This is a genomic window from Calothrix sp. NIES-2098, assembly GCF_963875125.1.
Taxonomy (GTDB): domain Bacteria; phylum Cyanobacteriota; class Cyanobacteriia; order Cyanobacteriales; family Nostocaceae; genus Aulosira.
Genome location: NZ_CAWNKJ010000001.1, coordinates 6029373 through 6054878 on the forward strand (window position 1 = coordinate 6029373; position 25506 = coordinate 6054878).

A 25506-nucleotide genomic window follows, 5' to 3' on the forward strand; every position below is an offset into this window, starting at 1 on the left:
TGTGAATTATATTTTGCATTCAAGCGTAATGCATCCAGTATTGTTGTGTCTATATGAGTGTCCGTAAGTTGCGGTACTCAAGAGAAGTTAGCTCTGAGTTGGTTCAACTCGAGCGTAGAACAGACCACGAATCTTGACTTCCTTAGGTTCGCCAGCACCTAAATCGGTATCAGATGGCTGTTCGCTCTCGAAAGTACCTGCAATTTCACCACTAGCACTATCTACTTTTGCTATTTGTAGCGAAATTTTACCGCTTAGACTTTCAGCACGCTTAACATTAGTGCGGGTAAGTTCTTCATCATCCGCTTGGGCAGGGAGAGCCACAGCATTATCATAGCCAGTAACAACACCGCGACCTTTAGGATCTAAGAAAGCCGCACCACGATAGGAAGGTACTTTAAATGTGCCTTCAAAATCTGTGGAAGTATTAACGCTATTTAAACCAGGTTGTGTTTGAGCAACTAAGTTTTTGATAGTGAAGAGGAAAGGTACTCGCTCACCACCAGGAAGTTGCACAGTGATAGCTTGGAAGTCAAGACCATCTTTTTCCACAAATGTCAGGCTATTATCTGAATTAATTTTCAAATCGCCTTGCACTTGGTCGATTGTGGAGGTGTACCTGGTTAACAACTTACCAGCAACAAATTCTGCTTCTTGCCGTTTATTAGCGGGTTCTTCTTTGACGAAGAAATTAGTTGGTTCTAAGCAAAGTTCTTTAATGGTGTAGGACTGGCTAGAATTTAAGGGAATCGAACCTCGGCTTGTTTCTGCCAATTGGGGGCATTTGTTAGCCAAGCCAGTGCCGCGAATTTGTTCGTATGTAAGTATATCTTTACTGCTAGCAGATGAACCATCACTACAAGCAGTTATTAGCCCCAAGCACAAAGCCAAAAATGCAACAATTAAAGCGCGATACCTCATGGTCAACCTCAATTTCAAAAATTAATATCTAACGTTGTAAAACTGCACCAAAGTTTTGATCTCTGATCAGAAGCAGCCCTAGTTTTAGGGCATCTAAGGCGTTTGCCTTTAAGTTTCCCCAAAAGGGTTGCCGTTAGCCTTTAGCGTTCCTGTAGATACGCATAGCGCCTTGCTACAGGCTAGGGTAGCTACTGCTCAAACCGATCTTTGCTAAACGTATTTAAACGTGTCGCTTTGTTTAAGTCTGGGTTGAAACCCCAGGCTAGCCAGTACACGCATCCGCTTTGGATGTGTGGCCCGCGAAGGGCAAAAACTAGCAGTTTTACTATTGTCAGCATTTGGTAGAGTCTGGACGCATAGATGAGTGTGCCCTAACAGAGAGCCGCATCAGCCCTTACCTTAAAGGAAACGAAGAGCGAGATTCCCTTCGTACTTTCCTCTAGCGTATGGCAAAAGTGGCATCGCCTCAGACATTCTGTATTATGTATGTGTCCCCACTACATACAGCCCTTTGTTTTAAAAAGGAAATCAGCCAGATCATACGATTTTTTGAAACTCAAAATCAAAGCACTCTATTCTTAACCCAGAATACCTCGATCCCTTTAGCTCCCGTCTAGGCTTTACTAAACCTCACTACTGTGTTTTGGGCGCGATCGCAATTTTTTTCGCAGAATATACAAATCAGGCTATATTCTGCCTAAATAAGGGCATAGAAGCTTTCAGAAGAGAGTAAAGCTAAAAATCTTGGGTAAATTTGAGTAGACCTTACTTTAATACGGAAAAGCTGGCATGAACAACGACAGAAGCTGGGAATCTGAGAAGTTAGCTTCTAAATTAGAAACGATCGCAACTACAGTAAATGATGTAGCACAGAGCTTTCAAGGAGATTCAATCGCTCTTTTGGCTCTACTCAGGAAATTAGAGCAGTTACACCGGGACATTCGCGATGGATATTTTCAAGAAACTTTACCTGATAACCGTCAGAAACTTTACTCACTACTTAAAGATATTGAGTCTGAGGGTGGCTGGCCTTATATTGAGCGGATGAAGTTACAAGCCTTTTTAGCACAATGGATACAAGATGCTACTGAGGAAAATAGTGCCGGTAGTGAAGATGGAGTTAAAAGCGATCGCTCTTGTAGCTGGTGAGTTAGGAATAAGTGTTGAGATTGATATCGATCGCTCTTCGCGACTCACTTTCCTAACTCAATGATTGCCGAATTTGAAATTATTTGCTGCTGTACTAGGGTTTCTGGGGAATATTCTCACAAAGAGAGCGATCGTGCTGTTCCACATTACGGTTGTGTTTGAGGTAATTATCTACCCAGTTGCAACCACGCAGCAGTAGATCGTCAATATCCAAGTTCCATAGCACGATCTTGTTATCATCACCAGCCGAAGCCAGCGTTTGACCATCAGGACTAAAACTGACACTTAATACTGCTCCCTGATGCCCAGTGAGGGTTTTAATCAGTTTGCCCTCACGGCTCCAGAGTTTGACTGTCCTATCCCAACTAGCAGCTGCAAGCAATTCACCGTTAGGGCTGAAGGTGACAGCGTTAACACTATCGCTATAACCTTTTAACAAGGTTTTTAACAACGTACCGTCCCGTCGCCATAACTTCACAGTATTATCCCAACTAGCAGAAGCCAACAACTGATCGGTGGGACTAAAACTCACTCCTAATACCCAACCGTCTTGAGGTGAGAAAGTTTTCAGCAAAGTACCATCCCGCCGCCACAGTTTGATCGTTTGATCGTCGCTCGCAGAAGCTAAAAGTTGAGCATCGGGACTGAAATTCACACTGTTGACCCAACCATGATGCCCAACCAAAGTTGTAAGCAAGCGACCATCACGGTTCCACAGTTTGACTGTTTTATCTTTACTAGCTGAGGCAATAAATTGTCCATCCGGGCTGAAAGTCACGCTCATGACGCTATCGCTATGCCCCTGGAGTGTTTTGAGTAAAGTGCCATCTCGCCGCCACAGTTTGACTGTTTTGTCATAACTGGCCGAGGCTAGCATTTCACCTTGGGGATCGAAACTCACACTTGGGACTTTATCTAGATGACCCAGCAGAGTTTTGTAAAGATGAGTTTCCAGATCGCCACTGCTGGGATCTCGCCGCCAGAGTTTGACTGTTTTATCTTTACTGCCTGAAGCCAATATCTGACCATCGGCACTCCAAGCCACGCTCAAAACTCGGCTCTTATGCCCTTTGAGGATGGGTAGTATGGGGGCATCTAGACGCCACAATTTGACGCTTTTGTCATAACTTGCTGATGCCAAGATTCTGTTATCTGGACTGAAAGCTACACTGGATACAGCATCGCTGTGTCCTTTAAAAGTGTTCAGTAAAGTGCCGTTGACGCTCCAGAGATTAATGGTATTATCATCACTGCCAGAAGCTAACTTTTGACCATCAGAACTGAAGTTCAGGCTCCAAATATTACGACTATGTTGCTGTAAAGTTTTGCTGAGACGAAAATCCAAGCCGCCTTTACTACTATTGCGTTCTCTGCGCCAAAGTTTGATTGTTTTATCTCTACCTCCAGATGCCAGAATTTGACCATTTGGGCTAAAAGCTACAGCTGTTACACCTTGCCGATGTCCCTGCAAGGTGGTCACTAAAGTGCCATCTCGTCGCCAAATTTTCACGGTTTTATCTTCACCAGCTGAGGCAATAAATTGTCCATCCGGGCTAAAAGTGACCCAATTAACCCATCCTTGATGCCCCTTGAGGACTTTGACTAAACTACCGTCTTTACGCCAGAGTTTAATAGTTGCATCCTTACTCCCAGTAGCCAACAATTTGCCGTCTGGGCTGAAACTGACGCTATAAACCCAATCTCCATGCCCTTCGAGAGTTTTGTATGGTTGTGGGTCAAATTCACCACTAGTCGCATTTCTCTGCCAGATTTGCACGCTTTTATCTAGGCTGGCAGAAGCTAAAGTTTGGCCATCTGGACTAAAACTTACACTGGTGACAGCATCACTATGACCTTTGAGCGTTTGTAGCAAAGTCCCGTCAGGACGCCAAAGTTTTACTGTCCGATCTGTGCTACCTGAGGCCAATAACTGACCATCAGGACTGAAAGTGACGCCCCAGACAATATCTTTATGTCCTTCTAGACGATTTTGCTCTTTGACACCATAAACGGCTTGCTGGAGGGCTGTGACCACCCGCATTTTGGTTTCTGCTTGCACTCCATCTGCTTGCTTGAGTCTTTTCCAAGCCCGCAAACTTTCTAGTAGTGCATCAAACTCTTTATTTGAGGCAAACAAAGCTTCGCTAGAAGCAGTAATAGCACTGATTTTAAAGTTAGTTTCACTACGTTCTGCCCTACGAGTTTGGAGAATTGCGGCTCTTCTTTGTAAGTCAGCTTGCCACCATAATACTCCTATTGCTCCTGCCATCATTGCCAGTGCTCCACCAGCTATGCGTGCTTCTCGCAGTCGCCGTTGCAAAACCAAATTTAGTTGCTCTTGAGATAGCTTTTGAGCTACTTCCGCTCTATCTTTTTCAAATCTGACTTTTTCGAGTTCAGCAACCATACCATAGCTGTTTTTTTGGCGAATCGGCTCAACCAAGTAATCGTGAACCAGCTGGTAGCGATCGCCTAATTCTTCAGGTTCTCGCAGTACTAACCCCGATCCCACCAAAATTTCTAAAATAAATTCCCAAGACGAGTCAAAATCAGATATCGCAGTGAAATTATTCCCTAGAACAACTGCCAAATCAGCTTTTGTTTTTAGCGGCCTTGTACCTTTTTCATCAGTTAATTCAAACAATAACTTCCAACTACGCTCTTCGTTTTCTTGACCACAATCTTTGATCGCTTCCTCCAACCAGCGCTCTACTAGTTTTGTCGAGCCACCGCACAGCTTGTATTGTGCCAGAGTAGTAATATTTTCTGCTTGCAGTTGAGCACCAACTATCTGTAGTTCAATTGGATGTACTTCATTGAGTTCCCCGGCTAAATCGCTGACTAGTTGGTTAATTAACTCATTAGTAATTTCATAATGGGAACGTTGAGTCAGACTTTTAATAATATTTATTGCATCAATCTTGTCAAAATTACCTAAATAATAGCGAATATCTTTATCTAAGATGTTTTTATTAATTATTCCTAAATCGTATAAACCATCACTAGTCTCTTTACTCAATCGCTCAAATTCTAGTAAATAATGTAAATAATCTTCACGAATTGCTAAAATAATTTTTACATAGGGAATATTTAAACATTGGCTAAAAAATTTATAAAATTGGCTTTTTTTCTCAGGAGATGTGCTGATAAAGAAGAATTCTTCAAACTGATCAAAAATAATTATTATTGTGTGATTGCGTTCCGATGCTAAACGGAGTTTGTCAATCAGTATAGTTGGGGTAATGTCTACAGCAGCGGATATCTCTGTCTGAGTTAGTAATTGATTGACATTGCGCCCCAAAGCTGTAACCCAATCTGTATAAACAGATAAAACAATAGGTAAAGGAATGCGTTCGCCAATTACTTTTCCTTTCAAAGCTGGTACTAAACCGGCTTTGAGAATTGAACTTTTACCTACACCTGATGGGCCGTGAATTACTGTCAGTTTGTAGTCAGCACGAGTAATACGTTCAATCAAACGGTTGACATCTTGTTGGCGTCCAGAAGCTGCTATTTCTTGAGCAACTTCCTCAGGAATAAAGGGATTTTTCTGCTGCTCTAGTACTGGGTTAATTCTGTAGCGTTGTGGCTGCAATTGATTAGGGCCTATGAAGGCGCGAAAGCCGTATTGATGCTCTATTTGAATTTTTTCTTGCTTCAGGCTAAAGGCTTCTGTATAGTTACGACGCTCAACAAAATAAAGCGATCGCAACTCTTCTAAAATTTCCAAATATAGTGATGGTTCATACTGTAGCTCACAAACTACTTTTGCCCATTCCAAGTTATTGATGGCTTCTTCACACTCACCCAGATGCCTTTGTGTCCGTGCTAGTAGTAAAAGATACCAACTTTCCTGTCGCCGGGAAACTTCTGTAGCCAGTTCCGCAATAGACAGTGCTGTATTCGCTAATTCATGTGCTAATAACCAATTTGACTCAGAAGCTGCCACATCTGCCAGAAAGCTATAATCTTGAGCAACTTGCGCGGGTTTACCGTAAGTTTCATGCAACTTCAAAGACTTTTGTGCTAATTCTTCCAATTCTTCCCATTCTTGTAAGCGTTGCAGCATTTCACAAGCAGGCAATATAAATTTGGCAACTAAGTCTTGTCTTTGTGCATCCTCTAAGATATCTAAGCATTTTCTAAACCAAAAAAGAGCATCTTGCCAGTACTTGCTATCAGTACCTTGGTATAAATCTGCCATGCGGCGATAGCACAGTCCCAAATGAAATATCACTACTGCCTGTCTTAAAAGTGGTGGAGATGGCAACATTGGAGGATGAGGGGAATATACTTCCAAATTCTCCTCTAAACCTGTGAAACCACTGTCCTCTGAACCCACCTGCTGCCAAAGTTCTAAGCTTCTTTGATAATGAACTAAAGCATCATTAATTTGATCGTTGGCATATTCATCACGCCCTAGTACAAACTCTAAACTTGCTTCTAATTCTGGCTCTAATTTGACACCATATAGACGCAGTAAATCATTCCTTGCTGACTCAATTTCACGGCGATTTTGCGACTTTGGAGCTAAATCAAGAGCATCATTAGATAAAAATCGATCGGCGCCAGCCTCTAAAACCTTAGCAAATAAAGATTCTGTTTCTTGCCGAATCAAAGCAATTAAATATTCTTTTGCTAGCTCAAATTTGATTGTAGTTGCTGCCCAACTTTTAAAATCTGGAGCCAACCTAGACAGCATTGATGCTACATCATCTTGTAGCCAAAAGATCAGGGGGAAAGGAAAAGTAGCAGCATAGATATCTCTGGCTTGATTTACACCAGCAAGAAAATTATCGAGAGCAATAATTGACTCTAGCCCAAAAACCATCACAGCTGATGGCAAGGTATCTTTAACAACCACAGGGTGATCTAAAAATAGTTCTGTGATTATTTGAGTATGTAACGCATTAGTTGATGGTTGGAGAATTATCTCTCGGATATTTATATCTTTGGTAAGTAACCGGAGATTACCCAACATTTGCTCGCGCAATTGCCCATAGTTACACCGAACTAAAATTAGGGCAAATTGTCCTTTTGAAAGCTTGATTGCCCGTATCATCCTTTGCAGAGCATGTTGATTGTCATTGACGATAGCTGCTGTAAATTGCCACTTTGTCATAAATAAAAACCGGGCTAGAAAAGAAGAATAAAAAATTACAGATCAAGTAGCAATGAGAATAATTGCTGATACAGGGTTTTGCATTTTGCTAAAAGTTTCGCAGAGAGTCCAGTATTTTGGTGAATGGCGTTAGCTTTAAGAGTTTATAGGCTTTCCCTGTCAGCTATTGGGAAGAACAAAATCTGCCAACCTGTAGTTCTTGAGATAATATAAAGGATGGCAAGTGGTGAAATTTTCCTGTTTATAAACCCTTTAAAAACATTTAAAATTACTTATTTATTTTGTTGCCAAGTCAGGACTTTTTCTGTTTCTGCTAATGCTGGACTAATGCCAAACCATCGTCCTTGAGGATCGCGATATTCAAACAGATACATACTTCTGAGTAAGCTTTGGTAGTCAGATTCACCTTTCACACTTTGCTGCTGCACTACTTCAAATAATAATTTCCATTGGTACTCATCAATAGCTAATAACAGGTCATCCCGATAGTCTTTGATGACGGCTTCTAAGCATTCTCTAGAAAAAGGAGGATCTTGACGTTGTAAGCAACTATAAAGCAAGCCCAATAAATTACGAATGTGACCACCACTAACACGACATATACGACCTAAGGTGTCAGGATGGTCAAATAAATCTGTAATTAACGATGCTCTTTCATTCCAAGGGATTTCTGGAAAAGCTCTTGCTAAGACTAACTGGCGCAACAGAGACATCCCCGGTTCGTAGTCCTCACCATCTCTTTGCCGCACTAATACCATCGGTAAGACTTTGGGGGCAATTCCTCCTCCTAAGCGATTTTTCAAAGTCTCGTACTCATTGGAAAAAATTAAGGCTAAAGGTATGGTGTAAACTAAATGGCATTTAAGCCGACGTAGCTGTTCACCTCGGTCGATAAAAAGATATTCTGGCTGTGTGCGCCCAGATGCTACAGGCCGCATATCAACTCTATCTAAGTTATCTACAATTACTACCAATCCTTTTTGACCGCGTTGTTTGAGCTGTTCAATAGCTTTTTCTAATATTTCCTCATTAATGGCTTGCAAAATGCTGTTGGTACGTGGTTCAAGATATTGCCTTAATTGATTGCGCATCTGCGCACTATCTTTGGTTTTGGCGGTAATTTTAGCAATACCTAAGGATAATTCTGCTTGTCCTGATAATTCTATGGGGGTCTGCAAAAAATCCCCTATTTCTTTGAACAAATTGCTAAAGTAACCCGGTTTAAGTTTTATACCGATCCCTTCTAAACTGACACTGACTTGACGAGCTACACTCAGCAAAATATCACTGACATCAATATCCGCCATATCTAGGTCTTGGCTGGATTCAAAATAAACTACATGAAATCCTGCTACTTCGAGCTCTGCTTTAAGACGTTGTAACTCTGTGGATTTACCGCAACCAATATGACCTGTAAATAACTGGCAAGTCGGCTCATCGGGAGAAATACGACTGATAGTACGCTGTAATTCTTCCACAATCTTACAACCACGTACATCAGAAAAATCTATATAGTACTGCTTATCCAGTACCTCACTCATATTTAATGTGTAGCTAGGGTTACATGCTTTATAAAAGCGTGACAAATTTAGTGTCGTTCTCATGTAGATGCAGATGTAAATTTAGATGCTGTTTTGTTTGTATCTTTTGCTATGCAAACCTCTCTATTTAATATAGAGATCTGCACAATTGACTCATTTACAATTTTGCTTACCAAAGCAAGCCCTCGAAGGAGTGTTGCTGCTCACAACTGTCACAATATCGCTAAAGTGTGTGTTATTCCTTATACGTTAATTGTATCTGTCCTTTTTACAGCTGCTGTTAAGCTTTTGACAATCTATGGCCTTTACTTGATGTAGCAAAAACCCTTAGACTAATTTTATTTTGTAAAAAAAAATACTATTTCGTCCAGTGTAGTATTTAGTCACAGATGCTATCCATAGCATTTATATTTATTTTTGTCAACAAAACAAAATAATATTTTAGATTGAAATTAATATTTTGTAATTATCCGTAGACTAAGACTTAGATAAAGGTATGTTCTAAATAGGATTGAAGAAATATACTTCATTAAATCGTAAATGGCGCTGAATATACCCAGACTCCAAAACAAGGTACAAATGGAGCAGGGAGTAAAGAAGTCAACAATGTAGCTTTAGCTTAACAGTAGCAACGTTAGAGTATCGGTAATCTGGTCTTAAAGAGCAACTGCCAAAAGGGTTTCCCTACTTGTTCGCTCTCTAGCGTTCTCACTGGGTAGCAATTGACCTGTTCTCCTCCAAGGCAAAGGAACTACCAAAAGGGTATTCCATCTTGGGAGAATTATCTGTAGTCAGGTTTAATTCTAGGCAAAATAGACAATTTTGCTATGATTCAGATCTCAAAAAACTGCAATTGTCGCTCTAAGGAATTAGCCTTATAACTACTGTGATGTATTTAAAATTAATCTACGTACATACCTCAATACTGCAAGCCTTGTGATGCGAGCTTTTTGGTTAATAATGGCTGTTACCCTACAGAAAAAAGGTTACATGAAGTCTACAATAGGTACCGTTCATTCTTCTATTGCCATTTCCTTGCACCTCAATCCTGATATGGTTGCTGTAAAGTGTTACTAAAAAGTGAAAAAAATATTGAGAAGATCGGCTAAACGATCTTGGCAGAGTTTACTAAAATTAATTGACGCTCCAAGGGTAGTACCAATTTTGACTGAAACCAGACAGAAAGAGGTTGAAATGGCTGGACTATTATCAGTTTCCCGTACAGATTTAGCCCAACGCCGTAAAAAATTACGGAGACAGCAGCAGATGAAAATTATTCAGGCTCTTTGGCGCACCTTTGCTATTAGTAGTCTGGCCGGATGCTTGCTGTGGATAGCAATCCAACCAATGTGGGTGCTAAATGCTCCTAAACAAATTGTAATGAAATCCGGTAATCAATTACTGCCAGATAAGACCATTCAGTCACTGTTGATGCTATCCTATCCCCAATCTTTATGGCGAATTCAGCCATCAGCGATCGCTGACTCTTTAAAACGACAACCAACCATTGCACAAGTGAGTGTTAGTCGTCGTTTATTTCCTCCTGGATTAATGATTGAAATCCAAGAACGAGTACCTGTAGCTATGGTTCAAACTCCTCAGAGAGGAAATGCTGCCAGTGCTAATAAGCAAGGATCTGTGGGCTTAATAGATGCAAGCGGAGTTTGGATGCCTCTAGAAAAATACACATCATTGAATCCTACAGGGAAATTGCCTAGTCTAAAAGTAATTGGATCGTCCGAACAATATCTTCCTTATTGGACTCAACTGTATTCCTCTGTGAGCCAAAGTTCCGTAAAAGTTACGGAAATTGATTGCCAAGATCCAACAAATTTAATTTTAAAAACTGAACTAGGTACTGTGCATCTCGGCCCACCAAGTTCTCAACTATCGGAACAAATTACGATTTTGGCTCAGATGCGCCATTTACCTAGCAAGTTGAATTCTAGTCAAATCGAATACATCGATCTTCAAAATCCGGCAAATCCATTAGTACAATTGAACCAAAAAAAATGAAAGAGAATTTCCCAATTCCCTAGAAATATCTAGAATACCTACATGTATACAAAAGTCTTAGCCAATTAAGAATTTTATGCTGGTAAATATATTTATTATTTTTTCAGTTTTTTAGTAACTAAGACTAGAATCCTTGTTCACTTCTCCCTAATATCAAGCTTGTATTTGCAAAACTTCCTAATAGTGACTCAAACAAGCCCAGTTTTTACCCTAACATTTAGTGATAGGGTGCAAGCTTTGAAAAAGCATCATCATGGCATCTGGTGTAGAAGCGCCCTTTGCTGAAGCAGTTTTCAACCCAACCTAGATTGTAAAACAACATCTAAGTTAGTTTATAAAAAAGGATACTGGTTTAGATACTTAAATTACCGCTGACCATAGGATCCAAGGTTGGAACTGCCATCAATCGTGTGTCGGAGATCGTTTCAAAGATGGGTAGACAAATTTCCTGGGTGTAATGAGAAACTTCGTTGTATATTTCATCAGTTTTGCTCTTGGTAAGTTGGCACTAATTGTCTCTTTAGTGTCACCCCGCTCTGTTTTACGGTGATACCAGGAACTATTTCTATGAGGTAGAATATTTTTCCAACCAATGCCTGTTAAGGTACACCAAACAACTAATCAATTAGGATTTTTTCTAAATTGACAAGCAAATTCTTCCTGACCCCAAACCTAAATATAGGTAAGTAGAGGGCAAATTTTGTGTAATAAGGTGCAATCTGGCTCAGTAGTGAAACTTATTAACCATATTCTGAAAGCAAACAAGACGCTGTACGATGTGTCTTTACAAGTTGTGCTATCTGAGTGTAATTTTGGGTGTGGAGTTACCTATACTGTAGTCAGATGTACTTTTAGCTACTTAGTTACCCGTAAAAGAGCCACATTTAACATTACCAATAATTTTTATGTCCAGTATTTTTATTTGGAAGGAGATTATAAAATATACAGAATTAACATTGTAAGAGTGGCGGGAAAAGCAAAAAAAATCAATACTGTAAGTTGTAAAATTAGTGACCCATCTAAATCATTAGTAATAAAAGAGGAAGCACATTGGAAATTGCAAATAAAACCCAAGCTAAATCGCCAGCCTAATAGTGAAGATATTAATATTTGGTTGAGGTTATACAGATCATTTTTAAGTAAATATAGGTATACTTCTCTAGAACTGGTTGTGCGATCGGCTGCGTTCTTGGCTGATGCCGTAGCGAAATTTCGCACTGACAATCCTGTTAGGGTTGGAAGTAGTGAGAACAATAAAGAACACTGTCATTATCTATGGCAATGTGACACTATAGTTGACTCTTAGGTGAATTACACCTGAAAAAGTCGTTTATCTACCTTTCACAAATCTAATGACACTTGATAATAACCAAGGGCTTACCTATAAAAACTCCCAATCTGTGGGACAGTCAGGATTCTCACTGGCTGTTAACTCGAATAATCCCTTTAATCACTCTGGGCTTAACTTCGGACAGAATCATGACAGTAAAAAGATTACTGCTGAAAGCAACAGAATTGGTGAGATTGTTCCGGGTCGGGTTGCGAACATCAAAGTGATTGGTGTAGGTGGCGGTGGTGGTAATGCCGTTAACCGCATGATAGAGTCTGATGTCAGTGGAGTGGAGTTTTGGTCAATTAATACTGATGCTCAAGCTTTGACTTTAGCAGGTGCGCCTAGTAGGTTACAAATAGGACAGAAATTGACCCGTGGTTTAGGCGCAGGTGGTAATCCTGCTATTGGTCAAAAGGCAGCTGAGGAATCGCGGGATGAAATTGCTACAGCTTTGGAAGGTGCTGACCTGGTATTTATTACCGCTGGAATGGGAGGTGGTACAGGAACTGGTGCAGCTCCAATTGTTGCGGAAGTAGCAAAAGAAATGGGTGCTCTCACTGTAGGGGTTGTGACACGTCCATTTGTTTTTGAAGGACGCCGTCGTACTAGTCAAGCAGAGCAGGGCATTGAAGGGCTAAAAAGTAGGGTAGATACGCTGATTATTATCCCTAACAATAAGCTGTTGGAAGTGATACCTGAGCAAACTCCCGTGCAAGAAGCGTTTCGCTATGCGGATGATGTGCTACGTCAAGGGGTGCAAGGAATTTCGGATATCATCACCATCCCTGGGTTGGTAAATGTTGACTTTGCTGATGTTCGGGCTGTGATGGCCGATGCGGGATCGGCATTGATGGGTATAGGAGTTAGCTCTGGGAAATCAAGAGCTAGAGAAGCTGCGATCGCTGCTATTTCCTCACCTTTACTAGAATGTTCTATTGAAGGAGCTAGAGGAGTTGTTTTTAACATTACTGGTGGTAGCGACCTCACCTTGCATGAAGTGAACGCTGCCGCAGAAACAATCTATGAAGTAGTTGATCCCAACGCCAATATTATTTTTGGTGCTGTGATTGATGACAGGCTCCAAGGTGAAGTACGTATTACTGTAATTGCAACTGGTTTTACTGGCGAACTACAAGCAGCACCACAACAAACTGTAGCAAACACAAGGGTTGCAACCCCTCCCCCGAAGCGTCCTATGTCACAGCCACCTGCTGCTAGTCCCCCAACACCAATTGCAGAGCCAAAAGAAAAACCTGTATTAGATATTCCTGATTTTCTCCAACGGCGGCGTAACCCACCAAAGAATTGAGTTTGTAAGAATTCAGATTGAAGATGAAATTGGAATTTTCAAGTCGGGTTGAGCGCTATATATAAATTGCTGGCTATTGAGTTGCTTCAGGGCAGGAACAGCAATTCCTTATTTATCCCTGATATAGCCAATTGCCAACGAAACTCTTCAACACTAAACACAAAATCTAATGAACTTGGGCATGGGTCTTTTGAACTTAGATGTCCTCAAGTAAGTTGGGAATAAAACTGTCAGGATGAAGAGTTTTGAAAAATATTATTACTTTCTTTGCTACCATCAGCATATTTCTGAAAAGCGGGAAGACTAATTTAACTAAGACTGCACTCGCTTATGTAAGTTTGCTTGGCTGTCAGGAAAATTAAATAGGTGTAGGCTTCCCGGAATTTAAAAATGCGAAGAAACTAGAAAAGGTAAATAAATTCTATTTTTTACGTTGTAGAGTCTGCTCAACCCAGAGAATGACAAGACGACCAAGGCTAGTACCATTGAATCTGTCAATCTCGCGCACTCCAGTCGGACTGGTGACGTTGACTTCGGTCAAGTAACCGCCGATCACGTCAATACCTACAAAAATTAAGCCATCTTGGCGTAATTTTTCAGCAATTTGGGTACAAATTTCATGCTCTCTTGAGGTAATTTCAGTTTGAGCAACTGTACCGCCAGTCGCCATATTGTTGCGAAAGTCACTGCCACTAGATAGACGATTGAGGGCACCAATCGGTTCGCCATTCAGGAGGATAATTCTTTTATCTCCGTCTTTTGCCTGTGGTAAGTAAGTTTGTACCATGACTGGTACTCGACCTTGAAAAGTACTAAGTTCAACAATTGAGTTGAAATTGCGATCGCTTGATTGTAAAAATAAAATTCCTTCTCCAGCTTTGTTGCCTAGTGGTTTGAGAACAGTTGCCCCTTTTGCTTCTACAAATTTACGGATAACGTGCTTATCAGCACTCACTATGGTTTCTGGAATTACATTGGTAAACTGAAGCGCGTACATTTTTTCGTTTGCGCCTCTGATACCCTTAGGACTGTTTATTATTAAGGTTTTGTCTTGGTTAATGTAATCCAGAATATAGGTTGCATAGAGGTAGGAATCGTTGACTGGTGGATCTGTCCGCATAAATACAGCATCCATTGTGTCCAGGCAAGTGAAAGCAGGTTGAGCTTCGCTCAACTTGTACCAAGGATTGACTGCAAAATAGCGTCCTTCCACCAACTGCACTGGTATGAGTTCTACACGCTGTAAGATAGCCCAGGCTTTGCCTTCTACTACACTCAAGAGATTAGCTTGTGTTACCCAAACTTCGTGTCCTAGGATTTGCGCTGCTTCCATCAGAGCAACACTAGTATCATGGCATGGATCGAGCTGATGGATGGGATCAATGATAAAAGCTAGTTTCACGCTTTTTGCCTCAATCACCAGGAAAATTAACTTTATTCAATTTAGATTATCTCCTGATGTTTAAGCTGATTTACACCCAGTTTTGTTGCTAGCAAGCCTCATTCTAGTCATTTGTCCTGCTATACGCTATTGCTAGAAGTTAGTAGATCGTCTAGCTTGCCTTGATTTTCTAAAACATAAATATCATCACAACCACCAACATGATTGTCATTGATGAAAATTTGTGGTAAAGAGCGTCTTCCATTTGCTCTTTGAGCCATTTTAGCCCGTGCTGTCTCGTCTCCATCAATCTTATATTCGATAAATTCTACCCCTTTATTATTCAGCAAATTTTTCGCCCGGATGCAAAATGGGCAAGTTCTCCAGGTATAGATTTCTACCTTAGCAGCCATAACGTCCTCAACTTGATTTAATATTCTTAATTTTAGAACGTTGGCACTAGCTGTAGCTGCTTTATTTAAGTTTGGGTTAAATTTCAAAAGTGACCCAATAGATTTATACAAATAAAGGTTAGTCAATAGTCGATAGGCTATTAGCTATAGACTCTTGACTAATGTTATTTTTGCACCAGGTTTGTTAATTAACTGAATGGTATTCCAGTTTAAATACGAGTAACCTCAGCAACTATACGGTGTTTATTTTTGTGGTTTAATTTGAATTAAGTATTAACCGCTACTCAGTTTGTAGTTCAATAATAGTAAAAGCTATGCGTAAAGTAATTTCTAATTTACTAATACAGCGTAAATTCTAAATTATCACTTCTTCAAAAATTAGTTTGATCGCGCTAATGGGTTATTTCCAGAGAAATGAGTGAAGATGCACCGGATACGGTGCGACCATATGTTCTGGTTTTAATCTTTATGTATGTTAAGTAACATTGTGTATCCGGTACTCACCTATCAGACGCTAAAAGCTAGAATTTAAACTTGTACTAGAGGCTTTTTTTTCAGCACTTTCAGCGTACTCAATGCCAATAATCCAAGCGCAGCGGTTGTACTCGGTTCAGGTACTTTTTTAGGTGGAGGTGGCGGTGGAGTATAATAAGTGCCTTGGTTTTGTATAAGACTAGGTTCACTTAAACTTGTACCGTACTGGAAACGAACATTGTTAATCTTTTTGATATCAAAATTAGTAGCCAGACCTGATAAAACGAATGTAGCAGAATCTTTGACAAAAGTGCCTGCTTTTACGGCTGGATTTGGACTATCGTAACCGCTGATAATACCGTAATTAAATTGCTGTCCCCCACCTCCTTGGAAAATACCTAAGCCAGCAGTACCTATACCGTAATTTTGGGTTATCCCAGGAAGATCTGTTGAGCCATTGCCTGTGTTTGGCAATTTCCATTCATTAAGAGCCTTAAGATCGACATTATTTGTGGTGCTAGCACCATTGTTAGCAACCACTTTTGGTGCTATTGCTGAAGACAAAGATAAACCTGTGGGATTACCTGTAATATCCCAGAAAAAGGCTGTCAGAATATCAGAAGGCACTGTAGCACCTGGCCCTATGTTAGTTAAGGTGACTTGTAATTTACCTTGACTGATAAGTGAGTCATCAAAGACAACTTTTGCGCCCAGAGCATTAGTAGCACCACCCGATGCTGAGTTAGTTCCTGTGGCTGAAAAAGTCATAGTAGCAGCATTTGCTTTAGGTATGTGCGCAGCCGTAACCACAGCTAATGCTGATACAAAGTAGGTTAGATAACCCAATAATTGCTTGGAATATGCTTGAGACATGCGGATTAAAACCCTCGGTTTTAGTTTAGGGCTAGAAGAGTATTTCAAATCTATCGGGATTGCACAAGGAAATATGAATATAAATTGGCACAAAAAATTGAGCTAGTCTACGGTTGTTCTCTAACTTCATTTAAAATTTACTTGAGCGTTGAATATTATTTTTTATAGTTGATTGCCATGAGTATAGTAGCTTTACGGTGACTATAGATATAGCCAACATCCGTAATAGTTACTATTATTTTTGCTCAGATTAATTTTGATCTTATACATTTATTGACAAATATATTCTTATCAAACTAGAGTTTAGTATTTGCTAGTGAAATACTTAAATATTCATCTATAGCATTTACACTTAGTTTGCGGTGCGATTAATCCAACCGTTAATAGTAAAGCGGCTATCTGCAAAAGCTTGAGATGGGCAACTAACAGGCCGTACTTCGTGCATATAGCGGCTGAGGAAGAAGACAATACTATTGTTACGAGGCTCAACTGTGTTAAATAAATCAGAATTTACATAAAATTTATTAGAGATTTGACTATCATAGATCAGTAACTCTCCACCAGAGAAAGGTTTAGGTTCTCGATAAAAGTAATAAACGTAAGTAAGTTCTCTGAGAAAAGTTTCTGGACTACCGTTATCATTATGGATTTTGTAATAATGACCATCATTATGTGCGGTGAGTTGGCTTTCAATATAATTGATGGCAAATGATTGTAGTCCTAATTTGGTGATTACATCAGGTATAATCGCGTCTATTTTCTGTAAGATGAGTTCGGAAAATTCGGGAAAGGAGTAGAGAACCAATGATTCCCGATAATTCATAGCGTTAGTGGAAGTACTGGTAGGTACAAAATCTGCTTTCTTTTCTAGAACATATTTGAGTAGTTGCTGATGTTCATCTGGTGTTAAAAAGTTTTCTATTTGGAGATATTCAGAAGACAAAGCATTAACATTTACTAGTTGAACTGTTTCTATCGCCTGTACTGAAATTTCGGGTTCTGTAGTCATATTGGTTTCCACTTTATCTTTAAAAGCAAATGCCATAGTGAGATTCACTACGGCATTTTAACTGAAACACAAAAGTTATTTTTTAGTATTTACCGAGAGTCAACAGCGTATTGAATTAGCTGGGTTAAGCGATGGCGTAAGGTTTCTAATCCTAAGCGCTGGCTAGCAGAAATAAATACTGCTAGAGGAAATTCTTCCCTAGCTAAAGCTAAGGTTTCGCTATTGACTCGATCGATCTTGTTAAAAGCAACCAATGCTGGGCCTGGAGTCACTGGCATTTGAGCTAAGATTTCTCTAACTGAGCGAATATGACTCAACCAAGCTGGATGAGATAAATCGACTAAGTGTAGTAAAGCATCTGCTTCTGTGACTTCCTCTAAGGTAGCCCGAAAAGCATCCATTAATGAGACAGGTAATTCGTGTATAAATCCTACCGTATCTGTCAGTAGTATTTCTTGAGATTCACCTGTTTCGGCATGAGGAATCACCAGGCGGCGTGTGGTGGGGTCAAGAGTGGCAAACAGCTGGTCTGCTGTATATACTTCGGCATTGGTGAGGGCATTTAGCAAGGTGGATTTACCAGCATTCGTATAACCAACTAAAGCTACTGAGGGTACTTCCCGATGCTGTCGGCGCTGGCGTAAGCGGGAACGATGTGCTTGCAGCTGGTTAACTTCTTGTTGCAAACGCGAAATGCGCCGTTGAATAGCACGGCGTTCAGTTTCTAGTTTTGTTTCACCAGGGCCACGAGTACCAATACCACCTCCTAACCGGGACATTGCTTGCCCTCTACCAGTCAGCCGCGGCAGCATATATTCAAGCTGTGCCAGTTCTACTTGTAACTTACCAGCACGGGACTGAGCGCGTTGGGCAAATATATCCAAAATTACTTCGGTACGGTCAACTACCCGCACACCAATCTGCGCTTCTAAATTACGGACTTGGGCGGGTGAGAGGTCGCGGTCAAATACTACTAGATTTGCCCCCAAAGTTTGAGCAGTCAGGGCGACTTCTTGGACTTTGCCCTCACCGACTACTGTTTGAGGATGAATACGCGATCGCTTTTGCTGTACTGTCTGCAATACATCGCCCCCAGCTGTATCTACCAAGCGTGCTAATTCCGCTAAGGTATCGTGGAATGCTAGAGGAGTCATCTCATCTGTCATCACTCCCACAATTAACACGCGATCGTGGTCAATATCTACTTGCTGGGCAACAAATTCGCGCTGAAATTCTGCTTCCAGATTTTCTACTAAATCTATCAAATCTTGCTGTGTCAACTCATCCAAACTCAGAGGTGGTGACACACTCCAGCTAGGAGATTGGACAGCACTCGACCCGACTTTAGATAAAGTTGCACTGGCTAGCATAGGCTGAGACTCTTGGGGTGTCAGGTGAGCCAAATAAGCTTCTTTGACATACCCAGCAGCGCCTCCGCCTCGGCGGGTAAATCCTGTTCCGGTAATATTGAGTACTGCTAAAGCATCTAAGCGTTGCAAGGCCATAGCCGTCAGCGCCGCTTCATTTGGCGGTTCTGACTTCAGATGAGTGGCAATGCAACGAATACCGCTAAGTCGTTCTGCAGCATAACGGGGCAGTTCTAACGGTGGAATTTGCGTTTGACGCGGTGTGCCTACCCCTACGCGAATCACTTGTCCGCGACGGTTGAGGTAGGCACACACAGGCTGATTGATTTCTGTGCTAATTGCTGCCAGACGCTGGGCAAATTCGGACGTAGTTATGCGATCGCCCGGTATGCGCTGGTGATATAGCCGCTGTAGCTGCTTCAGCTGGCTAGATTTTAAACCTTGGAGATTTCCGTAGATAGTCTCTATAGGCGTTTCTGACCAGTAAAATGGTCCCCCGAATCCTTCTATAAGTCTATTTTACAACATGCTTCAAGGTTCAAAGTCTAGCTGATGAGGCTGGCATTGGGATGCAGCAGTCTTAATTTTTTTATTTAATAAAATTTTATGATACGATAGACAGTTTACTTAGGCGTTCAGCACTTCAACCATTGACTGAAAATCGCCTAGCAGATTGTTGAAACTCTGATGGCTGATGTGAAAAAGTATAGTAAACAGTTGAATTTACTTATATTTCTATGACTGAGTCAACAGAAGTTTGGTATGTTGTTAAGCGTCCTGCTGGTTCTTGCGAGATCGTCTGCAACTTAATTGCTGAAGAAGATAATCTAGAGATTATAGAACATTGGGGGCCATTTACTTCTCAAGGAGAAGCGATCGCCCGTCGTGTCGGATTAATTAGGGCTGGCAAGTGCCAACCCCAATAAATTCAAGAAATAATTTACAATTTTTAATTTTTCCCTACACTAGTGGTGCCCCTAGCAGCAATTTGCTTGCCTAGCACTTCTACTGCCTTAGCGAATTGTGGATCTTGGAGGGTGGCAAATTTGTCCCGTTCGTTGAGCCACAAATCTTTCCTTTGGGCATCGGTCAAATCCACCTTCACATCGGGATCGATACCATGCTTATTAATATCTTTACCACTTGGGGTATGGTATTTAGCGATCGTCACCGCTAATCCGGAGCCATCTTCTAGCGGGCGTACAGATTGTACCAAGCCCTTGCCAAAGGTTTGACTGCCTACCAAGGTAGCACGTTTGTTGTCTTGCAAAGCTCCAGAGAGGATTTCGCTGGCACTAGCTGAACCTTTATCTACCAAAACGACCAACGGCTTATCTGTCAAAGCACGTCCATTGGCTATTTCTCGCTCTTGCTCACCTTGACGATCAATTGTGGAGACAATTGTGCCTTTATTCAGCCACATCCGAGCAATTTCCACACTTGAGAAGAGTAAACCACCAGGATTGCCACGCAGATCCATGACATAACCAACTACTTGTTTGGTTTCTAAGTCTTTAATGGCATTTCGCATTTCTTTGCCAGCATTGGCGCTGAACTGGTTTAGGCGAATGTAACCTATATTTCCAGCTGGAGTTTGTTTTTGTGAAAACTTCACTGGATGGATTTCAATTCGTGCCCGTGTAATTTCAAAATCCTTAGTTTGACCGCTACGCCTAATAGTTAGTTTTACCTTAGAGCCTGCTTCACCGCGAATGAGGGACACTGCCTGGTTTGTATCCATCCCCTCAGTACTTTTACCGTCGATTTTGAGAATTTCATCCTTGGCTAAAATACCAGCCTTAAATGCTGGAGTATCCTCAATCGGGGCGATCACAACAAGCTGCTTTGTTTTTTCATCCTGACTGATTGTGATACCAATACCTGTTAACTCACCAGAGGTATCAACTTGCATATTTTTAAATTCCTCTGGGTCCATGAACCGGGTATAAGGGTCATCTAGCTTTTTCAGCATTTCCCGGATGGACTTATAAGCTTCTTTTTTACTACTGTAGGACTTACTTAAGTACTCCTTCCGTACAGCCTGCCAATCTACTTGATTAAAAGTACCGTCTACGTATTGGCGCTGCACAACTTGCCAAACTTCGTCTATCAGTTCCTTGGGACTGTTATTTAAGGCCTGACCTCGTGAGTGAATGCCAAGGCTCGTAATAGCAATAGTTGAGAGCGTCACTGCCGTAGCACCCAAAACCAGCTTACTTTTTGTAATCACCATAATGACAGCTGCGCCAGAGGAAAAATTTTGTATAGTCAGTATGCTCAATCTAACACAGGGTATCACTGTAACAGACGAGCATGTATTCTTATTACAGCAAAATACTTGGCGATCCGGCGACCACAATGGTCGCCGTTACGAAAATTTTACGGTTCTACCCAGCGTCCATCGGACTTAATGAGGTTAATCAATTCCTCTACGCCTTTATCTTCTGGGACTTTTTTAATTTCTTCTCTGCCACGATATAAAGAAATATAACCAGGAGTTTTGCCTACATAGCCATAGTCAGCATCTGCCATTTCACCAGGGCCATTTACAATACAACCCATGACTGCTATGTCCAGCCCTGTTAAATGTTTAGTGGCTTCTCGAACTTTGTGCAGCACTTCTTCTAAGTTAAATAAAGTGCGTCCGCAGGAAGGACAGGCGACGTACTCCACCATAGTTTTCCGCAATCCCAAAGCTTGCAGAATGCTGTAGCAGACGGGAATTTCTTTTTCTGGTGCTTCTGTCAGGGAGACGCGAATTGTATCGCCAATGCCATCAGCTAATAATGGGGCAATGCCAGCCGTAGATTTAATTCGTCCGTATTCCCCGTCTCCGGCTTCTGTGACGCCCAAATGCAGGGGATAATCCATGCCCAACTCATCCATACGCTTGGCCATGAGACGATAGGCGGCTACCATGACAGGTACTCGCGAGGCCTTCATCGAAATTACTAAATTGTGGAAGTTGAGCGATTCACAAATCCGAATGAATTCTAAAGCAGATTCCACCATGCCTTCTGGAGTATCGCCGTAGGTAAATAGCATTCTCTCGGCCAGAGAACCATGATTTACCCCGATGCGCATAGCTTTACCTTGATCTCTTAAAGAGACGACCAAAGGTTCTAGGGTTTCGCGGATTTTTTCCCCAATTTCATCAAATTCTGCTTTGGTGTATTCACTTCGATGAGAATTTGGTTTTTCAAAGACATATAAACCGGGATTAATCCGTACTTTCTCAATGTGCTGGGCAACTTCTAAAGCAATTCTCATGCCGTTGTGATGCACATCAGCAACAATAGGCACATCTCGATAGGTTTGGATGAGTTTTTGTTTAATTTCCGCTAAAGCTTTGGCATGAGCCATACTAGGCACAGTGACGCGGACAATTTCGCAGCCAATCTCGTGCAGACGACGAATAGCTGCCACAGAACCATCAATATCTAGCGTGTCTTCATTAATCATTGACTGCACTACCACAGGATAGCCACCGCCAATAGTGACATCTCCCACCTTTACCGGACGGGTTTTACGCCGCTTAATTGTTGTATCAAAGGTAGGTTCGCTAGATGTGGAGTTTACAGTTGTAACTGTGGGCAGAGTTTGCATAACCTCATTAGGTAAATTTGCTGTAGCGAAAATATCAAATTTCAAAATCTCTGTTTCTCAGATTGCCACAGCTGGGGCGATTTTAGTCAATGAGGTAGTAAAAAAAAAAGAAATTGAGAAAGTAGACGAAATAAAGGAGATTGATTGATTTTTCTCTTTACCGAAAATAGACGATTTACTAGCTTTTGCAGTTGGGTAGCGATCGCTCTCTTACTGAGTTATAAATGCTATCACGAATGCCAATTATTTTAATAAATCAGCTTTTATAATTTTTATCTATGATATGCATCAATGCGCAGCTTTCATTACAACGCTATTTCCGTAGTATATAATTAACTCGCTCTCTAGCTGATGGAGAAATAAATTATTATTCATCAATAGTGAAAATATCAACATCTATCTCATCTAATATAGATGCATCATATTGTGGTAGGAAATCAATAATCTCTTCTTCCTCTTCGTCTTGATAGTCAGCAATCTCTTCAACTTTATTTTCTGGCATGATGGTATTACAGAAAATAGCATCAGCCAGATCTGTATATTTTAAATAGGTATCTTGCAAGTCTGTATTTGTGAGATTAGCATTCCTCAAATCTGTGTGGATTAGGTTAGCACCTTTCAAGTTACTCCCACTCAGATCGACACCGCTTAAGTCAAGATTTCTGAGATTACAACCACTAAAATCTAATCCACGCAAGTCAGCACCGGGATACATACGAATCACGCCTGGTGGGTCATTTACTGCTGTGTCTTTAAAAGGATGATAATTATAGTAGATAGCATCAGTTAAATCTGCACCACACTGATTTACTTCAGTCGGATCGTTAACATATAAAACAGTACGTCTAAGATAAACTTTTTTGAAGTAATTCTTAAAAGCGACAACAAACCAATTATCAATATTTGCTTTTTCCCAATTGGTATCGCTTAGATTAACAGCGACCAAACAGACTCCTCTTAATAAAGCTTGACTCAAATTAGCGCCAGTTAAGTTGGAACCTTCTAAAGATGACTGAAATGCATCGATGTTTTTTAAGTTAGCACCTGTTAAATCGCATTCATCAATTCGAGTATGGTCTAGATTAGCTTCACTCAGATTTGCTCCTTGCAAGTTGCTTTGGAGAATATCAGCATAGGCTAATTTCGTATTACTTAAATTCGCATTGCGGAAATTGACACCAATTAACTCAATACCCTTGAGTTTGACGCCTCTGAGGTCAAAACCAGAAAAATCTCTTTCACCTGCTGTGTAAAGCCTGAGTAACTCATCCCGGTTCATTAGTGCGATCGCTCTAGAATGTAATACAAATATACTATTAACATAATGTATCGAAAAAACAAAAGAGAAGCGATCGCTCATACAAGCAGCTACATTATATTTGTGAGCAAATTTTCTGATACCGATGCTAGAACAAAAAACAACGTTCCAGAAAGCTTTGGAAGCCGTAGAAGCCCTAGATCCAGAAGCTCAGGTTATGCTTGTAGATATTATTCAACAGCGTCTTAAACAGCAAAGACTGCATAATTTATTAAAACAAATTGCGCAAGCAGAAAGCGATTACGCTCAAGGTAATGTCCGGCGTGGTTCAGTTGCAGATTTAATGGGGGAGTTGGACAAGTGAAAACTTTGGTTTGGAGTCCAACATTTATTCGCGCTTTTAAAAGCTTGGTTAAGGACAATCCTGAATTACGTTGTCAAGTTGAGGAAGTTTTGCAACAAATGTTAGAAGACCCATTTCAACCAATTTTAGGTAGTCATCAGCTTAAAGATGATTTTTCAGGCAAATGGTCATGTTCCATTAATTATACTACTCGGCTTTTATTTAAATTTGTTACTAATAGTGACTTGTACGAAGAAGAAATATTGTTATTAACTTTAGATTATTATGAAGATTAAAATATAGTAAATATAATTAGCAAATCTAGCTCATAATTTTATATGAATAACCAAACAATAACTCAACTTCCAATTCCTCCACACTTCACATCCGAAAAAGTAGCTGAATTCTGGCGCGTACCTTACCAAAAACTTGCAGCAGAAGCTGAAGTATGGGCAAAACAACATAACATCCAACCAGCATCTTCTGATAAGTGCCGCATTTGTCTACTTTTAATTGATGTTCAAAATACTTTTTGTATTCCTGAATTTGAATTATTTGTAGGTGGAAAATCGGGTAGAGGAGCAGTAGAAGATAATCAACGTTTGTGTGAATTTATTTATCGCAATTTAGGTGTAATTACAACAATTGCGCCCACAATGGATACTCATACAGCCATGCAGATTTTTCATCCTATTTTTTGGATAAATTCTGCTGGAGAACATCCAATACCAGCAGCTACTAACATTAAGCCAATAGATATAGAACAAGGTATCTGGAAAGTTAATCCATCTGTTGCTCATAGTATTACTAAGAGCGATTATGAATTATTAGAAAAACACGCTTATCATTATGTTAAACAGCTAAGTCAAGATGGTAAATATCCGCTAACAGTTTGGCCTTACCATTCAATGCTTGGCGGTATTGGTCATGCTTTAGTTTCTTCAGTAGAAGAAGCAATATTTTTCCATTGTATTGCGCGTCAGAGCCAAACACAATTTGAAATTAAAGGCGATAATCCATTAACTGAAAACTATTCTGTTTTACGCCCAGAAGTATTAATAGGGTTCGATCGAAATCCCTTAGCTCAAAAGAACACACGCTTAATTCAGCAGCTTTTAGAATTTGATGCAGTAATTATTGGTGGTCAAGCTAAAAGTCATTGTGTTGCTTGGACAATTGATGATTTATTAACAGAAATTAAGCAAGTAGATGCTAACTTGACCAAAAAAGTTTATTTGTTAGAAGATTGCACATCTCCTGTTGTTGTTCCAGGGGTTGTTGACTACACAGAACAAGCAGATGCAGCCTTTGCGAGATTTGCCGCAGCGGGAATGAATATTATCAAATCAACTGATGTTATCTCAGGCTTTTTTTAACGCAGAGGAACGCAA

At 40.6% G+C, this 25506-nt stretch carries 20 protein-coding genes; 9 read left to right on the forward strand and 11 right to left on the reverse strand.

The features are described 5' to 3' along the window. Positions 1 to 87: 87 nt before the first annotated feature. Positions 88 to 921, reverse strand: coding sequence for a photosystem II manganese-stabilizing polypeptide (locus AACU33_RS25295; RefSeq protein WP_096591763.1), 834 nt, complete (start codon positions 919 to 921; stop codon positions 88 to 90). A gap of 789 nt (positions 922 to 1710) precedes the next feature. Between AACU33_RS25295 and AACU33_RS25300 the strand changes: the two genes are divergently transcribed. Then, positions 1711 to 2070, forward strand: coding sequence for a hypothetical protein (locus tag AACU33_RS25300; RefSeq protein WP_096591765.1), 360 nt, complete (start codon positions 1711 to 1713; stop codon positions 2068 to 2070). Between the two features lie 94 nt (positions 2071 to 2164). On the opposite strand, the gene AACU33_RS25305 is transcribed toward AACU33_RS25300, so the two are convergent. Both AACU33_RS25305 and AACU33_RS25310 read right to left on the reverse strand, forming a co-directional pair. Continuing rightward, entirely contained in the window at positions 2165 to 7192 is a 5028-nt protein-coding gene (locus AACU33_RS25305) for an nSTAND1 domain-containing NTPase (protein WP_096591768.1), read from the reverse strand. Positions 7193 to 7464: 272 nt separating this feature from the next. Then, positions 7465 to 8796 carry a P-loop NTPase fold protein gene (locus AACU33_RS25310; RefSeq protein ID WP_096591770.1) on the reverse strand — a complete coding sequence of 444 codons (1332 nt, stop codon included), beginning with the start codon at positions 8794 to 8796 and terminating at the stop codon, positions 7465 to 7467. A gap of 1131 nt (positions 8797 to 9927) precedes the next feature. Between AACU33_RS25310 and AACU33_RS25315 the strand changes: the two genes are divergently transcribed. The 3 genes from AACU33_RS25315 to ftsZ all read left to right on the forward strand — a co-directional run bounded on the left by AACU33_RS25315 (position 9928) and on the right by ftsZ (position 13391). After that, complete coding sequence (locus AACU33_RS25315; protein WP_096595377.1) at positions 9928 to 10749, forward strand: cell division protein FtsQ/DivIB; 822 nt, start codon at positions 9928 to 9930, stop codon at positions 10747 to 10749. Between the two features lie 712 nt (positions 10750 to 11461). Beyond that, entirely contained in the window at positions 11462 to 12055 is a 594-nt protein-coding gene (locus AACU33_RS25320; protein WP_339376277.1) for a hypothetical protein, read from the forward strand. A 46-nt stretch (positions 12056 to 12101) separates the two neighbouring features. Then, positions 12102 to 13391 carry a cell division protein FtsZ gene (gene ftsZ, locus AACU33_RS25325; RefSeq protein ID WP_096591773.1) on the forward strand — a complete coding sequence of 430 codons (1290 nt, stop codon included), beginning with the start codon at positions 12102 to 12104 and terminating at the stop codon, positions 13389 to 13391. A gap of 421 nt (positions 13392 to 13812) precedes the next feature. On the opposite strand, the gene gshB is transcribed toward ftsZ, so the two are convergent. The 5 genes from gshB to hflX form a co-directional block, all read right to left on the reverse strand. Further along, the gene (gene gshB / locus AACU33_RS25330) at positions 13813 to 14793 is read right to left on the reverse strand and encodes a glutathione synthase (RefSeq protein ID WP_096595378.1); all 981 of its coding nucleotides are present in this window, start codon (positions 14791 to 14793) and stop codon (positions 13813 to 13815) included. A gap of 119 nt (positions 14794 to 14912) precedes the next feature. Beyond that, positions 14913 to 15185, reverse strand: a complete 273-nt coding sequence (grxC, locus tag AACU33_RS25335) for a glutaredoxin 3 (RefSeq protein WP_096591776.1) — start codon at positions 15183 to 15185, stop codon at positions 14913 to 14915. A 528-nt stretch (positions 15186 to 15713) separates the two neighbouring features. Further along, a complete protein-coding gene (locus tag AACU33_RS25340; RefSeq protein WP_339376278.1) occupies positions 15714 to 16532 on the reverse strand; it encodes an XDD4 family exosortase-dependent surface protein in 819 nt (272 codons plus the stop codon). Between the two features lie 352 nt (positions 16533 to 16884). Beyond that, complete coding sequence (locus tag AACU33_RS25345; protein ID WP_339376279.1) at positions 16885 to 17541, reverse strand: 2OG-Fe(II) oxygenase; 657 nt, start codon at positions 17539 to 17541, stop codon at positions 16885 to 16887. Positions 17542 to 17630: 89 nt separating this feature from the next. After that, positions 17631 to 19376 carry a GTPase HflX gene (hflX, locus tag AACU33_RS25350; RefSeq protein WP_339376518.1) on the reverse strand — a complete coding sequence of 582 codons (1746 nt, stop codon included), beginning with the start codon at positions 19374 to 19376 and terminating at the stop codon, positions 17631 to 17633. Positions 19377 to 19645: 269 nt separating this feature from the next. Here hflX and AACU33_RS25355 point away from each other — a divergent pair, with 269 nt between their 5' ends. Continuing rightward, positions 19646 to 19834 carry a DDE transposase family protein gene (locus AACU33_RS25355; RefSeq protein WP_096591784.1) on the forward strand — a complete coding sequence of 63 codons (189 nt, stop codon included), beginning with the start codon at positions 19646 to 19648 and terminating at the stop codon, positions 19832 to 19834. 23 nt (positions 19835 to 19857) lie between these two features. Here AACU33_RS25355 and ctpC read toward each other — a convergent pair whose 3' ends face one another. Next, a complete protein-coding gene (gene ctpC, locus AACU33_RS25360; RefSeq protein WP_096591786.1) occupies positions 19858 to 21141 on the reverse strand; it encodes a carboxyl-terminal processing protease CtpC in 1284 nt (427 codons plus the stop codon). 1 nt (position 21142) lies between these two features. Between ctpC and AACU33_RS25365 the strand changes: the two genes are divergently transcribed. Beyond that, on the forward strand, positions 21143 to 21319 hold the full coding sequence (locus tag AACU33_RS25365) for a hypothetical protein (RefSeq protein ID WP_339376280.1): 177 nt from the start codon (positions 21143 to 21145) through the stop codon (positions 21317 to 21319). Here AACU33_RS25365 and ispG read toward each other — a convergent pair. Beyond that, on the reverse strand, positions 21288 to 22514 hold the full coding sequence (gene ispG / locus AACU33_RS25370) for a (E)-4-hydroxy-3-methylbut-2-enyl-diphosphate synthase (RefSeq protein ID WP_096591789.1): 1227 nt from the start codon (positions 22512 to 22514) through the stop codon (positions 21288 to 21290). The two genes, AACU33_RS25365 and ispG, sit on opposite strands and share 32 nt — an antisense overlap. A 367-nt stretch (positions 22515 to 22881) precedes the next feature. Next, positions 22882 to 23874, reverse strand: coding sequence for a pentapeptide repeat-containing protein (locus tag AACU33_RS25375; RefSeq protein WP_096591791.1), 993 nt, complete (start codon positions 23872 to 23874; stop codon positions 22882 to 22884). A gap of 43 nt (positions 23875 to 23917) precedes the next feature. Between AACU33_RS25375 and AACU33_RS25380 the strand changes: the two genes are divergently transcribed. The 3 genes from AACU33_RS25380 to AACU33_RS25390 are packed head-to-tail and all read left to right on the forward strand — an operon-like array spanning position 23918 to position 25491. Continuing rightward, the gene (locus AACU33_RS25380) at positions 23918 to 24136 is read left to right on the forward strand and encodes a hypothetical protein (protein ID WP_096591794.1); all 219 of its coding nucleotides are present in this window, start codon (positions 23918 to 23920) and stop codon (positions 24134 to 24136) included. Further along, entirely contained in the window at positions 24133 to 24411 is a 279-nt protein-coding gene (locus AACU33_RS25385; RefSeq protein ID WP_339376281.1) for a type II toxin-antitoxin system RelE/ParE family toxin, read from the forward strand. The genes AACU33_RS25380 and AACU33_RS25385 overlap by 4 nt, the downstream gene beginning before the upstream one ends. A gap of 42 nt (positions 24412 to 24453) precedes the next feature. Next, complete coding sequence (locus AACU33_RS25390) at positions 24454 to 25491, forward strand: isochorismatase (RefSeq protein ID WP_096591796.1); 1038 nt, start codon at positions 24454 to 24456, stop codon at positions 25489 to 25491. The last annotated feature ends 15 nt before the right edge of the window (positions 25492 to 25506 follow it).

Excerpts from the sequence above, each read along its gene's own strand:
- ftsZ (WP_096591773.1), top strand. The coding sequence starts at position 12,102 with ATGACACTTGATAATAACCAAGGGCTTACCTATAAAAACTCCCAATCT.
- AACU33_RS25340 (WP_339376278.1), bottom strand. The coding sequence starts at position 16,532 with ATGTCTCAAGCATATTCCAAGCAATTATTGGGTTATCTAACCTACTTT.
- AACU33_RS25310 (WP_096591770.1), bottom strand. The coding sequence starts at position 8,796 with ATGAGAACGACACTAAATTTGTCACGCTTTTATAAAGCATGTAACCCT.
- AACU33_RS25365 (WP_339376280.1), top strand. The coding sequence starts at position 21,143 with ATGACAGCTGCGCCAGAGGAAAAATTTTGTATAGTCAGTATGCTCAAT.
- AACU33_RS25300 (WP_096591765.1), top strand. The coding sequence starts at position 1,711 with ATGAACAACGACAGAAGCTGGGAATCTGAGAAGTTAGCTTCTAAATTA.
- AACU33_RS25295 (WP_096591763.1), bottom strand. The coding sequence starts at position 921 with ATGAGGTATCGCGCTTTAATTGTTGCATTTTTGGCTTTGTGCTTGGGG.
- AACU33_RS25305 (WP_096591768.1), bottom strand. The coding sequence starts at position 7,192 with ATGACAAAGTGGCAATTTACAGCAGCTATCGTCAATGACAATCAACAT.
- AACU33_RS25345 (WP_339376279.1), bottom strand. The coding sequence starts at position 17,541 with ATGACTACAGAACCCGAAATTTCAGTACAGGCGATAGAAACAGTTCAA.
- AACU33_RS25390 (WP_096591796.1), top strand. The coding sequence starts at position 24,454 with ATGAATAACCAAACAATAACTCAACTTCCAATTCCTCCACACTTCACA.
- AACU33_RS25355 (WP_096591784.1), top strand. The coding sequence starts at position 19,646 with ATGACTGAGTCAACAGAAGTTTGGTATGTTGTTAAGCGTCCTGCTGGT.
- AACU33_RS25380 (WP_096591794.1), top strand. The coding sequence starts at position 23,918 with ATGCTAGAACAAAAAACAACGTTCCAGAAAGCTTTGGAAGCCGTAGAA.
- grxC (WP_096591776.1), bottom strand. The coding sequence starts at position 15,185 with ATGGCTGCTAAGGTAGAAATCTATACCTGGAGAACTTGCCCATTTTGC.
- AACU33_RS25375 (WP_096591791.1), bottom strand. The coding sequence starts at position 23,874 with ATGAGCGATCGCTTCTCTTTTGTTTTTTCGATACATTATGTTAATAGT.
- ctpC (WP_096591786.1), bottom strand. The coding sequence starts at position 21,141 with ATGGTGATTACAAAAAGTAAGCTGGTTTTGGGTGCTACGGCAGTGACG.
- AACU33_RS25315 (WP_096595377.1), top strand. The coding sequence starts at position 9,928 with ATGGCTGGACTATTATCAGTTTCCCGTACAGATTTAGCCCAACGCCGT.
- ispG (WP_096591789.1), bottom strand. The coding sequence starts at position 22,514 with ATGCAAACTCTGCCCACAGTTACAACTGTAAACTCCACATCTAGCGAA.